At 65.8% G+C, this 13,407-nt stretch carries 13 protein-coding genes; 6 read left to right on the top strand and 7 right to left on the bottom strand.

Features of this window, described 5'->3' with window-relative positions; all coding sequences use genetic code 11:
* Nucleotides 1–91: 91 nt before the first annotated feature.
* On the top strand, nt 92–877 hold the full coding sequence (locus L2Y96_RS09840; protein ID WP_247336240.1) for an enoyl-CoA hydratase-related protein: 786 nt from the start codon (nt 92–94) through the stop codon (nt 875–877).
* Nucleotides 878–1,053: 176 nt separating this feature from the next.
* Nucleotides 1,054–2,400: a D-alanyl-D-alanine carboxypeptidase/D-alanyl-D-alanine endopeptidase gene (dacB, locus tag L2Y96_RS09835; protein ID WP_247336238.1), complete on the top strand. Its 1,347-nt coding sequence runs from the start codon at nt 1,054–1,056 to the stop codon at nt 2,398–2,400.
* A gap of 343 nt (nt 2,401–2,743) precedes the next feature.
* On the opposite strand, the gene L2Y96_RS09830 is transcribed toward dacB, so the two are convergent.
* On the bottom strand, nt 2,744–3,226 hold the full coding sequence (locus tag L2Y96_RS09830; protein ID WP_247336236.1) for a glutathione peroxidase: 483 nt from the start codon (nt 3,224–3,226) through the stop codon (nt 2,744–2,746).
* Between the two features lie 96 nt (nt 3,227–3,322).
* Here L2Y96_RS09830 and L2Y96_RS09825 point away from each other — a divergent pair, with 96 nt between their 5' ends.
* The 3 genes from L2Y96_RS09825 (at nt 3,323) to L2Y96_RS09815 (ending at nt 6,551) form a co-directional block, all read left to right on the top strand.
* Nucleotides 3,323–4,327, top strand: coding sequence for a methionine ABC transporter ATP-binding protein (locus L2Y96_RS09825; protein WP_247336234.1), 1,005 nt, complete (start codon nt 3,323–3,325; stop codon nt 4,325–4,327).
* On the top strand, nt 4,324–4,998 hold the full coding sequence (locus tag L2Y96_RS09820; RefSeq protein ID WP_247336233.1) for a methionine ABC transporter permease: 675 nt from the start codon (nt 4,324–4,326) through the stop codon (nt 4,996–4,998). Before L2Y96_RS09825 ends, L2Y96_RS09820 begins: the two co-directional genes overlap by 4 nt.
* 743 nt (nt 4,999–5,741) lie before the next feature.
* Nucleotides 5,742–6,551, top strand: coding sequence for a MetQ/NlpA family ABC transporter substrate-binding protein (locus L2Y96_RS09815; protein WP_247336231.1), 810 nt, complete (start codon nt 5,742–5,744; stop codon nt 6,549–6,551).
* Nucleotides 6,552–6,640: 89 nt separating this feature from the next.
* Here the strand turns inward: L2Y96_RS09815 and pncB are convergent, their stop codons facing one another.
* Both pncB and L2Y96_RS09805 read right to left on the bottom strand, forming a co-directional pair.
* Nucleotides 6,641–7,819: a nicotinate phosphoribosyltransferase gene (pncB, locus tag L2Y96_RS09810; RefSeq protein WP_247336229.1), complete on the bottom strand. Its 1,179-nt coding sequence runs from the start codon at nt 7,817–7,819 to the stop codon at nt 6,641–6,643.
* Nucleotides 7,816–8,199, bottom strand: coding sequence for a thioredoxin family protein (locus tag L2Y96_RS09805; protein ID WP_247336227.1), 384 nt, complete (start codon nt 8,197–8,199; stop codon nt 7,816–7,818). Before L2Y96_RS09805 ends, pncB begins: the two co-directional genes overlap by 4 nt.
* A gap of 94 nt (nt 8,200–8,293) precedes the next feature.
* Between L2Y96_RS09805 and L2Y96_RS09800 the strand changes: the two genes are divergently transcribed.
* Nucleotides 8,294–9,091 carry a cytochrome c gene (locus L2Y96_RS09800; protein ID WP_247336225.1) on the top strand — a complete coding sequence of 266 codons (798 nt, stop codon included), beginning with the start codon at nt 8,294–8,296 and terminating at the stop codon, nt 9,089–9,091.
* 98 nt (nt 9,092–9,189) lie between these two features.
* Here the strand turns inward: L2Y96_RS09800 and L2Y96_RS09795 are convergent, their stop codons facing one another.
* The 4 genes from L2Y96_RS09795 to L2Y96_RS09780 all read right to left on the bottom strand — a co-directional run bounded on the left by L2Y96_RS09795 (nt 9,190) and on the right by L2Y96_RS09780 (nt 13,405).
* Complete coding sequence (locus L2Y96_RS09795) at nt 9,190–10,461, bottom strand: dicarboxylate/amino acid:cation symporter (protein WP_247336223.1); 1,272 nt, start codon at nt 10,459–10,461, stop codon at nt 9,190–9,192.
* Nucleotides 10,462–10,648: 187 nt separating this feature from the next.
* Nucleotides 10,649–11,692, bottom strand: coding sequence for an aminopeptidase (locus tag L2Y96_RS09790; RefSeq protein ID WP_247336221.1), 1,044 nt, complete (start codon nt 11,690–11,692; stop codon nt 10,649–10,651).
* Between the two features lie 100 nt (nt 11,693–11,792).
* Nucleotides 11,793–12,326 (bottom strand): cytochrome b, encoded by a 534-nt coding sequence (locus L2Y96_RS09785; protein ID WP_247336218.1) that lies wholly within the window; start codon nt 12,324–12,326, stop codon nt 11,793–11,795.
* Nucleotides 12,326–13,405, bottom strand: coding sequence for a catalase family peroxidase (locus tag L2Y96_RS09780; RefSeq protein ID WP_247336215.1), 1,080 nt, complete (start codon nt 13,403–13,405; stop codon nt 12,326–12,328). Before L2Y96_RS09780 ends, L2Y96_RS09785 begins: the two co-directional genes overlap by 1 nt.
* Nucleotides 13,406–13,407 lie beyond the last annotated feature (2 nt).

Genomic DNA, 13,407 nt, shown 5'->3' with positions numbered 1-13,407 from the left:
ATCTCACGTAGGGTTTCGACTGATCAGGCTCGGGGCCCACGCCTACAGACCGGCCGTTTATGATTCGCATTACATCTTTCGGAGATCCTTCATGCCGGCTGTTGAACTGACCCGCCACGGAACCGTCGCCCACCTGCTCATGAACCGGCCGGAGGTGCATAACGCCTTCGACGACGCGCTGATCGCCGACCTCACCGCGGCGATCGACGCCGTGGACGCCGATCCCGCCGTGCGCGCCGTGGTGCTCACGGGCGCGGGCGCAAGTTTTTCCGCGGGCGCCGACCTGAACTGGATGCGCGGCATGGCCTCGGCCTCCGAGGCCGATAACCGGGCCGATTCGGAACGCCTGGCCCGGCTGATGCGCCGCCTGCAGTTCCTTTCCAAGCCCACGGTGGCCCGCGTGAATGGCGCCGCCTTCGGCGGCGGCGTCGGTCTCGTGGCCTGTTGCGACATCGCGATCGCATCGGACGGGGCGAAGTTCGCGCTCTCCGAGGTGAAGCTGGGCCTGGTCCCCGCCGTGATCTCGCCGTACGTCATTGCGGCCATCGGCCTGCGCCATGCGCGCCGCCTGTTTGTCACCGGCGAGATCTTCGGTGCTGCGGCCGCTCGCGACATGGGCCTCGTGCACGACACCGTGCCCGCCGAGGAACTCGATGCGGCCGTCGAGCGCGTGCTCGGCCTGCTCACCAAGGGTGGCCCCGTCGCGCAACGCGAAGCCAAACAGCTCGCCCTCGGCATGGGCGGCATGACTGAAACCGACATGGAGCGGGTGGATGCGCAAAACGCCGCGCTGATCGCCCGCCTCCGCGTCTCCTCCGAAGGCCAGGACGGCCTCTCGGCATTCCTCAACAAGGACCAGCCTTCATGGACGAAGTAAGCCAAAGCCACCCCACACCCTTTCGCGAGGCCCTCGCCACGCGACTCCTCGGCCTCCGTAGGAGCCCACCCTGTGGGCGACATCTTTCGCGACAACCTCCCAAAGGCCTGCCGCACGCCCCCAGCCTTTCGCGAACGGCGTCGCCCACAGGGTGGGCTCCTACGGTGGTCGGTCTCGTGCTTTTGGGGTTTGCTGGCGCGGGACATGCGTCTGCGTTGGGCCAGGCGATCGACGCCCACATCGACGCCCCGCGCTTCGCCGCGGCTTCCTGGGGCATCAGCGTGGTGTCGCTGGATGACGGGCGCGTGGTGTACGGCCACGACGACGGCAAGCTGATGCTTCCGGCGTCCACCGCCAAGCTCTACACCGCGGCCTTTGCGCTTGATCGTCTCGGCGCCGAGTACCGCACGCATACCGACGTGCTGGCAGCGGGCGAGATCCGCCGCGGCCGCCTGCGTGGCGATCTCGTTCTTCGCGGACGAGGCGATCCGACCCTTACGGGCGATGCCTGGGCCGACCAGCTTGCCCAGCAGGTAGCCGCCGCAGGGGTGACCCGGATCGACGGCGCCGTGGTCGGCGACGACACCGCGTTCGCCGGCCCGCCTATCGGCAGCGGCTGGGAGGCCTCCGACCTGCAGGAGTATTACGGCGCGACCGCCAGCGGGCTCACCGTGGATGAAAACACCCTCGTCGCTGACGTCCGCGACAACGCGGTCACCGTCACGCCGACGGATGCGGCGCTCACCCTGGCCGAACAGCCGTCGGACACCCCGGCGTTCTATCGACCGCCCGGCAGCTCGACCTTGCATGTCCTTGGCGCGCAGCCGCGCAAGAGCCGGCTTTCCCTGCCCGACCCAGCCCTCATCGCCGCCCGCCGCCTTACATCGGCGCTGGAAAAGCGGGGCGTCACGGTGAAAAAAGACGCCCGCAGCGTCCACTGGCCGATCCCCGCCCCGACGGGCACGCCCGTCGCCACGCTGGCCTCGCCCGCGCTAAGCGAGATCCTGTCTGCTGGACTCAAGCGCTCACAGAACATGTACCTGCAAAGCGTGTTCTTGCTGACGGGCGCGGAAGCGAGCGACCAGACGGCCCCGCTCACCGAGGACCGTGCAGCCGCCGGACTCAAAGCATGGCTCGGCGGCCACGGCATTGGCCCCTCGGCGACCACACTGGAAGAAGGCACCGGCTTGTCCCGGCATGACCTCACCACCGCGGGCTCGCTCACCCACCTGCTGGCCACGGTCGATTCCCCGGCATTCCGCGCGCTTCTTCCCGTGGCAGGTACCGATGGCACCCTGGCCCGCCGCATGAAGGGCACGGCCGCCGAGGGCAATGTGCAGGCGAAGACGGGCAGCATGAGCTACGTCAACGCGCTCGCCGGATACGTCACGACGAAGAGCGGCCAGCGCCTGGCGTTCTCCGTGATCCTCAACAACTACAAACCCACGCAAGGCGCTGCGACTGTCTCGTCGGAAGTGGACGCCATCGCGGTCATGCTCGCCGAAACCCCCGAGCACCTCTAACCACGAACCGCGGCACCGAACGCGGTCAGCCCGGTGTCGCACCGCGCCACCGAACACCAACCACACACCGTAGGAGCCCACCCTGTGGGCGACATCTTTCGCGACAAAGCTCATGTAGCCCTCTCGCGAACGGCGTCGCCCACAAGGTGGGCTCCTACAAGAGCGGCGCTCGCACCGCAGCGCCTAACGCCATCCACGCGCGGTAGGAGCCCACCCTGTGGGCGACATCTTTCGCGACAAAGCTCGTGTGGCCCTCTCGCGAACGGCGTCGCCCACAGGGTGGGCTCCTACAAGAGCGGTGGTCGTACCGGAGCCCAGCGTCGTAGCGTGGCGCCGGGCGCGATCAGCCCAGCAGTGCGGGCAGGTCTTTGCCGATCTTTTCGGGCGTGTCGGTCGGGGCGAAGCGCTCCACCACCTCGCCCTCGCGGCTCACCAGGAACTTGGTGAAGTTCCACTTGATGCCTTCGGTGCCGAGGAAGCCCTTCTTCGTGGCCTTCAGCCACTTGTAGAGGGGGTGGGCCTTGTCGCCGTTCACGTCGATCTTGGCGAACATCGGGAACGAGACGTCGTAGGTGAGCGAGCAGAAATTGCGGATCTCCGCCTCGTCGCCCGGCTCCTGGTGGCCGAACTGGTCGCAGGGGAAACCCAGCACATCGAAGCCCTGCGGGCCGTATTCCTTCTGCAGCTCCTCGAGGCCCTTGTACTGCGGCGTGAAGCCGCACTTCGAGGCGACGTTCACCACCAGCAACACCTTGCCCTTCCACTCGGCGAGCGAGCGCTCGTTACCGTCGATATCGCGAGCTGAGAAATCGTAGATGCCGGTCATGGTGCTCCTTCGTGGTCGGGTCGAAAGCCCACAGTCTACGCCGCCTTGGCCCTTCGGCTACCATGGATGCCTTTCCATCCAGGCCTGCCCACGCCCGTGATCCGATTCGAAGCCGCCGCCAAGTCGTACCTGGTCAACGGAGCGCTTGTCCCTGCCCTGCAGCCCGTAGATCTTGCCATCGAAAAAGGCGAGGTGTTCGGCATTATCGGCCACTCCGGCGCGGGCAAATCCACCCTGCTGCGCATGATCAACCTGCTGGAGCGGCCCACCGCCGGCAAGGTGCTGGTCGACGGCCGCGACGTCACCCACGCCGATGGCGCCGAGCTGCGCCGCCTGCGCGCGGGCATCGGCATGATCTTCCAGCACTTCAACCTGCTGAGTTCGCGAACGGTCGCCGAAAACGTGGCCTTCCCGTTGCGCCTGCAGGGCCAGGCCAGCGAGGCCGACATCGCCGCGCGCGTTGCCGAATTACTGGCCCTGGTCGGCCTCGAAGCCCACGCCAGCAAGTACCCCGCCCAGCTCTCCGGTGGCCAGAAGCAGCGCGTTGGCATCGCCCGCGCCCTGGCCAGCAAGCCGTCCATCCTGCTCTGCGACGAGGCCACCAGCGCCCTCGATCCGCAGACCACCGCAGCCGTGCTCGAACTGCTGGCCGACATCAACCGCCGGCTCGGCCTCACCATCGTGCTAATCACCCACGAGATGGATGTGATCCGCCGCGTCTGCGACCGCGTGGCCGTGCTCGATGCGGGGCATGTCGTTGAACTGGGCACCGTGGCCGATGTGTTCCTGCACCCGCAGCACCCGACCACGCGCCGTTTCGTCGCCGAAGCCGATCACCGCGAAGGGCGCGGCCCCGAGTATGCCGGCGTGCCAGGCAAGCTCTTCCGCCTGTCGTTCCGGGGCGAAACCACTTATTCGCCGCTGCTTTCGCGCGTGGTGCGCGACACGGGCGTGGAATACAACCTGCTCTCCGGCCGCGTGGATCGCATCAAGGATGAACCCTACGGCCAGCTCACCCTGGCCATGCACGGCGACCGCCTCGACGAGGCACTCGCTCAGCTCCGCTCCGCGGGCGTCGATATCGAAGAGGTGGCCCCGTGAGCCCGCTCCATAGCCTGTTTCCCAATATTGACTGGGCCGAGATCCTCCAGGCCTGCTTCGATACGCTGCTGATGCTCGGCGGCTCGTTGCTTTTCACCCTGGTGATCGGCCTGCCGCTGGGCGTATGGCTGTTCCTCAGCGCGCGCGGCCAGCTGCACGCCAAGCCGAAGCTTTACGGCGTGCTTTCGCTGGTGGTGAACGTGCTGCGCTCGATTCCCTTCATCATCCTCATGATCCTGCTGATCCCGGTGACCAAGGCGATCACGGGCGTGAGCATCGGCATCCGCGGCGCCATCGTGCCGCTGGTGATCGGCGCAGCGCCGTTCTTCGCGCGCCTGGTGGAAACCGCACTGCGCGAAGTGGACCGCGGCGTGATCGAAGCGAGCCAGGCCATGGGCGCCACCACGCCGCAGATCGTCACGCGCGTGCTCCTGCCGGAAGCACGGCCCGGCCTCGTGGCCGCCACGACGGTCACGGCCGTGGCGCTGGTCGGATACACGGCCATGGGCGGCATCGTCGGTGCCGGCGGCCTCGGCGCACTGGCGTACCAGTACGGTTATAACGGCTACAAGCCCGATTACATGCTGGTCACCGTCGCATTGCTCGTGGTGCTGGTACAGCTCCTGCAAATGCTCGGCGACTGGCTCGTGGCGCGGTATAGCCGTAAATAAGGCTCGTCGATCACTCCCAGAGTGGTCCGCTGCATCTCGCCTTTTGATCGGCTCATTCGCTGGCGCGAATGCGTGTGTTGAGCGGCTCGCGCCGCCTTAGGCTGGATGTCTGTCTGGGGCCGGGGACGGTCAGGGCCTTGCCGCCGCCAGTCGCGGACCTTCGGACCGGGCCGTAGCGCCCGTGTCGCGAAACGCGTTGTGCAAGGCGGCCCTCCGCTCATGTCGGCGGCAAGGCCCTGACCGCCCCCGAATCCACACGTTTCGTTGCGTGGCGCACAAGCCACCAAGCCGAAGCCGAAGCCGACGCTCCAGTAACTGCGCGCGCCGGCCAATCGCGCGCAAGCGCGCTCCTACAGGAGTGCCGCTTAATCGCGCGGACTCTCCTGCGGCCAACCTCGTCGTTGGGGGCGCGGGTGGGCAAGCCCTGGGGGCCGACATGAGCGGAGGGCCGCCAAGCGCAACGGTTGTCGCGAGATAGGTGCTACGGCCCGGTCCGAAGGTCCGCGACTGGCGGCCCCCAGGGCTTGCCCACCCGTGGCTTCCTCAGCACATCAAGGACGAGGCGGCGACCGCCGCTAAACACACGCATTCGCGACAGCGAATGAACCGCGCATCACGCGCGGCGAGGTCGCCAGCCTCCCGGGAACGTGTGCAGAGCCGTTGATGAGGTGGCGGGGCGCTTTTGCATCCGGCGGTATGGACGTCTATGCTGTCGCACCGCAACATCCTGCCTGGACGCCCCCATGAAGAAATACCTGCTCCCCCTGGCCACCGCCTTCGCCGTGCTTCTGGCGGGCTGTTCCCATGGTGAATCGGGCGGCGCCGCGGATGCCAGCAAGCCGCTCACCATCGCCGCCACCCCGGTGCCGCACGCGGAAATCCTCAAGGAAATCAAACCCCTGCTCGCCAAGCAGGGCGTGGACATCGAGATCAAGGTGTTCACCGACTACGTGCAGCCGAACATGCAGGTAGCCCAGAAGCAGCTGGACGTGAACTTCTTCCAGACCGAGCCTTACCTCGACGCCTTCAACAAGGAGCGCGGCACGAACCTGGTCAAGGTCGTGGGCGTGCATATCGAGCCGTTCGGTGCGTATTCGCGCAAGTTCAAGTCGATCGACCAGCTGCCCGATGGCGCTGATGTCGTGATCCCGAACGATCCGAGCAACAACAGCCGCGCCCTGCTCCTGCTGGCCAAGCACAACCTCATCACCCTGAAGAACCCGGGTGACAAGCTGGCCACGCTGAAAGATGTCGACCAGAATCCCAAGCACCTCAAGTTCCGCGAACTCGAAGCCGCCATGCTGCCGCGCGTGCTCGACGAGGTGGACCTGGCCCTGATCAACACCAACTACGCGCTCGCCGCCGGCCTCAACCCGGTGAAGGATGCGCTGCTGATCGAGGACAAGGATTCGCCGTACGTGAATTTCCTGGTCTCGCGCCCGGATAACAAGGACGACCCGCGCGTGCAGAAGCTCGCCGCCGCGCTCACCTCGCCCGAGGTGAAGGCCTTCATCGAGAAGACCTATAACGGCGCCGTCCTCCCGGCGTTCTAAAACACCGCTCTTGCAGGAGCGCGCTTGCGCGCGATCGGGCCTCAGCGCAAGCACCCATCGCGAGCAAGCTCGCTCCTACACGGTTCCCGTCAGGCCGCTGGCAGATCGAATACCTTGCGCAGGTAGGCCACGTAGTCCACGTCATCGCACATGCTCTTGCCGGGGGAATCGGAGAGCTTGGCGACCGGCTGGCCGTTGCAGCGGGTCATCTTGATCACGATGCTGATCGGATCGGGGCCGGTGTCGTTGGTGAGGTTCGTGCCCACGCCGAACGAGACGATGCAACGCCCTTCGAAGTGGCGGTACAGCTCCATCACCTTCGGGATATCCAGGCTGTCACTGAAGACCAGGGTCTTCGTGCGCGGGTCGACACGGTTCTGCTCGTAGTGCGCGAGGATGCGATCGCCCCACGCGAAGGGATCGCCCGAATCGTGCCGTGCGCCATCGAACAGCTTGCAGAAGTACATATCGAAATCGCGCAGGAAGGCATCGAGCCCGTAGACATCCGAAAGCGCGATGCCCAGGTCGCCACGGTACTCGCGCGCCCACGCTTCAAGCGCCGCCACCTGCGAATCGCGCAGGCGCGGGCCGAGTGACTGGAAGGCCTGCAGGTACTCGTGCGCCATGCTGCCGATGGGGGTCATGCCCTGCTGCATCGCGAACAGCACGTTGCTCGTACCGGCCAGCTGCTTGCCCCAGCCATCGCGCATGATGCCGAGCGCCTCTTCGTGCCATGCACCGGAGAAGCGGCGGCGCGTGCCGTAGTCGGCCAGGCGCACTTTGTCGAATCCCGGCGTATCGCGGAGCAGCGCGATCTTCGCACGCAGGCGCTCGCGGCCTTCGCTCAGATCGTGATTCGGGTACGCGTAACGGAAATGCAGTTCGTTGATGATCGCGAGCAGCGGCACCTCGAACAGGATGGTGTGCAGCCAAGGGCCGCGGATCACCAGTTCGATCTCGCCATTGCCCTTCGGCGAGGGCGCGATGTGCACATACTTCGCATTGAGCTGGAACAGCCCCAGGAAATCGACAAAGTCGCTATCGATGAAACGCATGGCGCGCAGGTAGGCCAGCTCGTCCTCGCTGAAACGCAGTGAGCACAGGTGCGCGAGCTCTTCCTTGATGGCCGGGATGATCGGGACGAGGTCCACGCCCGGCGTCCGGCAACGGAACCGGTACTCGACCTCGGCCGCCGGGTACTGGTGCAGCACCACCTGCATCATCGTGAACTTGTAGAGATCGGTATCGAGCAGCGAACGGATGATCATGCGCTCGCTCCGGTCAGTGCAATCTGGTTTTCGACGGCCGCCATGAAGGCATCGGTACCCGGCCAGGGCGAAATGCGCCCCAGCTTCTTGCCGCGATGGAAGAGGAAGAAGGCCGGGATGCCGTGCAGACCGAAACGCGTCGCCATCTTCGGATCGTCGTAGACGTTGTCGTGCAGCCAGCGCACATCCGGCCGCTGGAAGCGATCGGGCGTCAGCAGCATCTGGCGCTTGGCAATATCACAGTTGGGGCAGTCGCGGCCCCACAGGAACAGGATGGCAATGCGGTTGTCGTCGGCCGCGAGGTCGGCATCCAGCTCGCCACTGGTGATCTTCGGCATGGGGAAGTGCGCGAAGAACTCGGGTACGGTGCTATCGGACATGGTGGATCCGTGATCGGTTCGAACTCCCCGCATGGGGGCGATGGGGCCATAATTCGAGGGTAGCGTGGCCAGATGCCCCGCCCAAGGATATCCCGTGCGCTTCCTGCTAGCCCTCCTCCTCGCCGGCTGCGCCGGCCTGGCCCAGGCCGCCAGCCTTTCGATCGACACCGGCCATGGCGCCTCGGCCCTCAGCACACAGCAGCTGCTGGCGCGCCCCGATGCGCGCACGATCGACGTGCCTGGCGATGTCTCGTACCACAAGACGATGCGCTACAAGGTGGTGCCGCTGAAGGCGCTGCTCGCCGGGGTGCCGGCCGGTGCGCACCTGCAGTTCACGGCGCTGGATGGGTTCGCGGCGGAGATCCCCGCGGCGACGATCCTGGACGGGCATGGCGCCGAGGCATGGCTGGCCGTGGAAGACACGCCCTGGCCCGCGCTGGGTGATGGCAAGCCCTCGGCAGGGCCGTTCTACCTCGTATGGCTGCACCCGGAGGCGGGCAAGGTCGGGCCGGAGCAATGGCCGTACCAGATCGCATCGATCCGCGTGCTCGCAGACCCTGCTGCGCGCTTCCCACTGATGCGCCCGGCACCAGGGCTGGCGAAAGACAGCCCGATCATGCGCGGCTTCGAGGTTTTCCAGCGCAACTGCATCACCTGCCACACGCTCAACGGCCAGGGCGATGCGAAGCTCGGGCCCGACCTGAACATCCCGCACAGCCCCACCGAATACCTGCGCGAAGGCATGCTGCGCGTGCTCGTGCGCAACCCGCAGGACCTGCGCCACTGGCCCCAGGCAAAGATGCCCGGCTTCAGCCCGCAGGTGCTATCGGATGCGGACCTCGACAACCTCGAGACCTACCTGAAACACATGGCGACCCGCAAAGCCCACTGACCCACGCGCGATGGGGTGCTCACCGCAAACCCCGTACTCCTGCATCGCGAGCAAGCTCGCTCCTACAACAGCCGGGGCACGCGCCCCGGGGCACGCGGTTACATGGGTTGGGGCGATTCGACGGTCAGCTCGCTGGATGCGCGGTTGTAGACCTCGAGATCGAGCAGCCCGCGCTCGCGAGCGACCAGCACCGGCACCACCATCTGACCCGTCACATTGGTCATCGTGCGCATCATGTCGAGGATGCGGTCGATCGCGACGAGATAGCCGATACCCTCCAGCGGTAAGCCGGCGGAGCTCAGCACCAGCGTCACCATGACCGTGGCCGTACCGGGAACGCCGGCCGTGCCAAAGGAGCCCAGCACCGAGGCCAGCAGGATGATGATGTACTGCGTTGGCTGCAGGTCGAGGTGGAAATACTGGGCGATGAAAACCGCTGAAATCGCCGGGTAAATGGCGCCACAGCCATCCATCTTGATACTGGCGCCCAGCGGCACGGCGAACGCGGCGTACTCTTCCTTCACACCCATGTTGCGAATGACGCTGCGCAGCGCGATCGGCATGGCCGCGAAGCTCGACGACGACGTGAAGGCCACCTGCATCGCCGGGAAGGCGGCGCGGAAGAATTTCAGCGGGCTAAGTCCGTGCGCAAGCAACAAGCCGCCGTACACGACGACGATCTGCAGCACGCAAGCCAGGTAGAGCGCACCGACGAACGTGGCCAGCGGCAGCAGCTTTTCGAAACCGTAGGCACCAACGAGTGCAGCAATCAGGCCGAACGTACCGAACGGGGTCACTTCGAGTACGAATCGGGTGACCTGGATCATCGCGTCGTTAGCCTCACCCGCCAGGGCACGCAACCGGGCCGACTTCTCACCGATCTTCACGAAGGCCAGGCCCAACAGGCCGGCAAAGAAAATGACCTGGAGGATCTTGCCCTCGGTCAGCGCCCGGAACGGGTTGGCGGGAACCACATCAAGCAGCCCCTTGATGGGCTCAGGCAAGACCTTGGGGTGCCAGCCCGTCGGCGCCGCGAGTCCCTCGACACCCAGTCCAGGCTGCGTCACCAGCGCCACGCCGAGACCTACCACCACCGCGAGCGTGGCCGTCGCGGCGAACCAGAGGAACGTGCGGGAGCCCAGCGCGGCCACGTCCTTCACGCCATGCAGGCTTGAGACGCTATGCAGTACCGCGAAGAACACCAGCGGCACGGCGATCATCTTGATCAGGGTGACGTAGAGCTCGCCCAGCGGGCCAAACCAGGTGGCCGCATCCGGGCCGAAGGCCCAGCCAGCCAGGGCGCCGAGCACGAAGCCGGCGGCGACACGCCTCCAGAATCGGATGCGGAACCACGAAGAAACAAGGGACATGACGGGGGGCCAAAGTGAAGCCAATGCCCGACCATACACCTGCGATTGGCCGTCTGGACGGCCAGATGCGAACACAGCGTTTCCCGTGGTGAACGCCAGATGTTGCAGAACGCCGCCTATTGGGTGTAGGAACGCGCTTGCGCACGATGGGGGCTTGTCGCAAGAGCCATCGCGCGCAAGCACGCTCCTACAGGGGCTTGTCAGCGACTTGCAAGGCCTGGAGCTGCTGGGTGCGCTCGGTCGGCGGTAGCGCGGCAAGCGTTTTGACGCGAGCGAAGAACGCCGGCCACTCGCGGCCGGATTGCTCGAACACCGCTGCGAATGCGGCGGTCCACTGGTCGTAGAGACCGAATGGCACGAGGCGGGCGTTACTCATCGGCTGGGCCATCCAGCGGTCGTAGCGGTGATCGCCGCCGGCTTCATTCTCGCGCCACGCGAGGTAGTCGCCGCGAAACACTTCAAAGGCCTCCGCCTTCCCTACCCGCTTCGCGTCATCACTCATTGGCAAGGCGTACATCGCCTTCAGGTTTTCGCGCAGCTTCAACACCTGCTGGGTAAATGAGCGTGCGAGTGCGTCTCCTTTCGGATCAGGCGCGGAAAGGCCCTTCGCTGCATGCCACTCGCGCACTCCTTCCTGCTCAACGAAGTTCGCGTAAGACTCGTTGAACGAGGAATCATTCTTCACGTAAATCTTCTGGTGCGCGAGCTCATGGAAGATGGTGCCGACCAGGTCGTCGTCATCCCAGCCCATCATGCTGCTGAGCAAGGGATCAGCGAACCAGCCGAGCGTGGAATACGCAGGTACATCGCCAATGCTCACATCACGGCCGAGTTCACGCTGCCGTGCCGCTTCGCGATCGGCGAAATCACGACGGAAATAGCCGCGGTACGAAACGCAGCCTGCAAAGGGAAAGCAATGCACGATGGGATCGACCGATAGCTCGGGCGTTGCGAACACGTTCCATGCCACCCATGGCCGATCCAGCGCGACGTAATAGGTGTAGCTGCGGTTGGCAGGCAGATCGAGATGCGCGCTGGCAAACTGCCGCGCCTCGCGGGCGGTTTCAAGGCGCTTGCGTACCTTGCCCGGCGTTTTAGGGTCTGCGATGACTTTATCGATGGGTTTGCGCGCGGCGAGCAGCGCCATCTGCCCATGCGTGACGTGGGCGTAGTAACCCGCGGTGCGGCAGCCGGCGAGCAAGGCAAGCATGGCGATCAGGATAAGGCGCATCAGGCCATTGTGCCTGAAGGCTGCCCTGGAGCGCGCTTGCGCGCGATGGGGCTTGCGTCGAGCACCCATCGCGCGCGAGCGCGCTCCTACACGAGCTGCCTTAGTTGCCGGTAGTCATCGATTTCAGCACGCCGTCGCGGCGGATCAGGCCGTGCATCAGCGCGGCCCCCATGTGCGCGAGGAACGTGAGGAAGAACAACCACGCCAGGTAACGATGGGCCTCACGCAACCATGCGAACAGCGCGGGATCCTGCGGCAGGATCGGCGGGAGCACGAAGCCACCCCCCATCGTCACCGGATACTTGCCCGCCGAAAGCATGCCCCAGCCGATCAACGGCATGACGATCATCAAGCCGTAGAGCACGTAGTGCGAACCCTTCGCGGCAAGCTTCTGCCACAACGGCAGGTCAGCCGGCAGCGGCGGCGGCCGGTGCACCAGGCGGAAGCCCAGGCGGATGAGCGCAAGCACGAAGATGATCATGCCCAGCGGCTTGTGGATCGCGAGCAGCGTGGCGTGCTTTTCCGCAAGCGTGCTCACCATGCCCGCGCCGATAAACAGCATGGCGAGGATCATGATCGCCATCAGCCAGTGCAGCACTCGAGCGAAGGGGTGGAACGTATCGTAGCGGCTCATCACTGCGCCTCCTTCGGCCGTTCGGTGCCCGGCAGGTGCCCTTCCTCGCTGGTACGGCGCAGGTAGGATTCGGCATAGGCAGCCGAGCGTGCCACGATGATCGGATCACCCGAGATTTCCATGCCATGCGGCAGGATCGCGGGGTCGTAGTTCACGTCACGGCACGGGCCATCAGCTTGCGGCTGCCAGCTGTCGATCACGATGGTGCCGGCGTCGACCACCTTGCGATCATCCGGCCACGCCTTCGCGGCCTCGTCGACTGGATCGCCATCGTTGGCGAACACGAACTGGAGATGCCAGCGTGCGGGCCCCTGGGCGAGGCGCTTCTGCAGGTCGGCGGCCAGGTAGTCGGTATCACCCGCGGCCGGGCCACCATCGCCCGTGGAAGGCGTTTCCGGCACGACCTGCCAGCGCACGGCATGCCGCTGCCCGGCGTTGTCGCGCAGGTAGAACGCATTGAGGCTCTTATAGGTCTCATCCACGTAGCTGGCCGGTGGCTTGGCCTGGGAAATCCAGGCCAGGAACGGGCCCGTCTCGGGATGCGTGCTGAAGAACGCCTTGGCCTTCTCCGGGTTCGGCTTGTGCGTCGCCGGATCGGGCGCGGTGGCCACGTTGAGGTCGTAGAAATCCTTCGGCGTGGATACCGGGAACACCGGCATGGCATTCATGCCGGTCCGCCACTGCTCGCCGTCGGCCATATCGAAGCGGAGGGCGAAGCTACGGATCGGCGCCGAGCTATCCGGGGCCTGGGGGTTGCCGCCAGGGATCGCGAAGCGACCCACCACCGGGGTGCTGACGCCCTGGGCAAACAGCTTCGCCTCCGAAAACGCCGCCAGTTGGCCACTGGCCTCGAAGCGGCCGCCCACGCAGATGCCCTTGGCATGGTTGCGCCGGTAGCCCGGATGAAGGCCCGAATTGGCCTGGAGCACATTGACGATTTTCTTCGGGCTAAGCCGGTCCGGGGTCAGCCAGCCGCCGGCATACCCGAAGGCTGCCGCGGCACCGACAACGGCCAGGCCGATCACGCCCCAGCGCCAGGCCAGGCCTGACGGGGGTCGCGGGTTCCTGGGGTCCTGCATGG

Origin of the sequence: Luteibacter aegosomaticola (assembly GCF_023078475.1) — a bacterium.
In the GTDB taxonomy this organism is placed as follows: Bacteria; Pseudomonadota; Gammaproteobacteria; order Xanthomonadales; family Rhodanobacteraceae; genus Luteibacter; species Luteibacter aegosomaticola.
The sequence above is the reverse complement of the archived record's forward strand: the minus strand, read 5'-3'. Positions and strand labels throughout refer to the sequence as shown.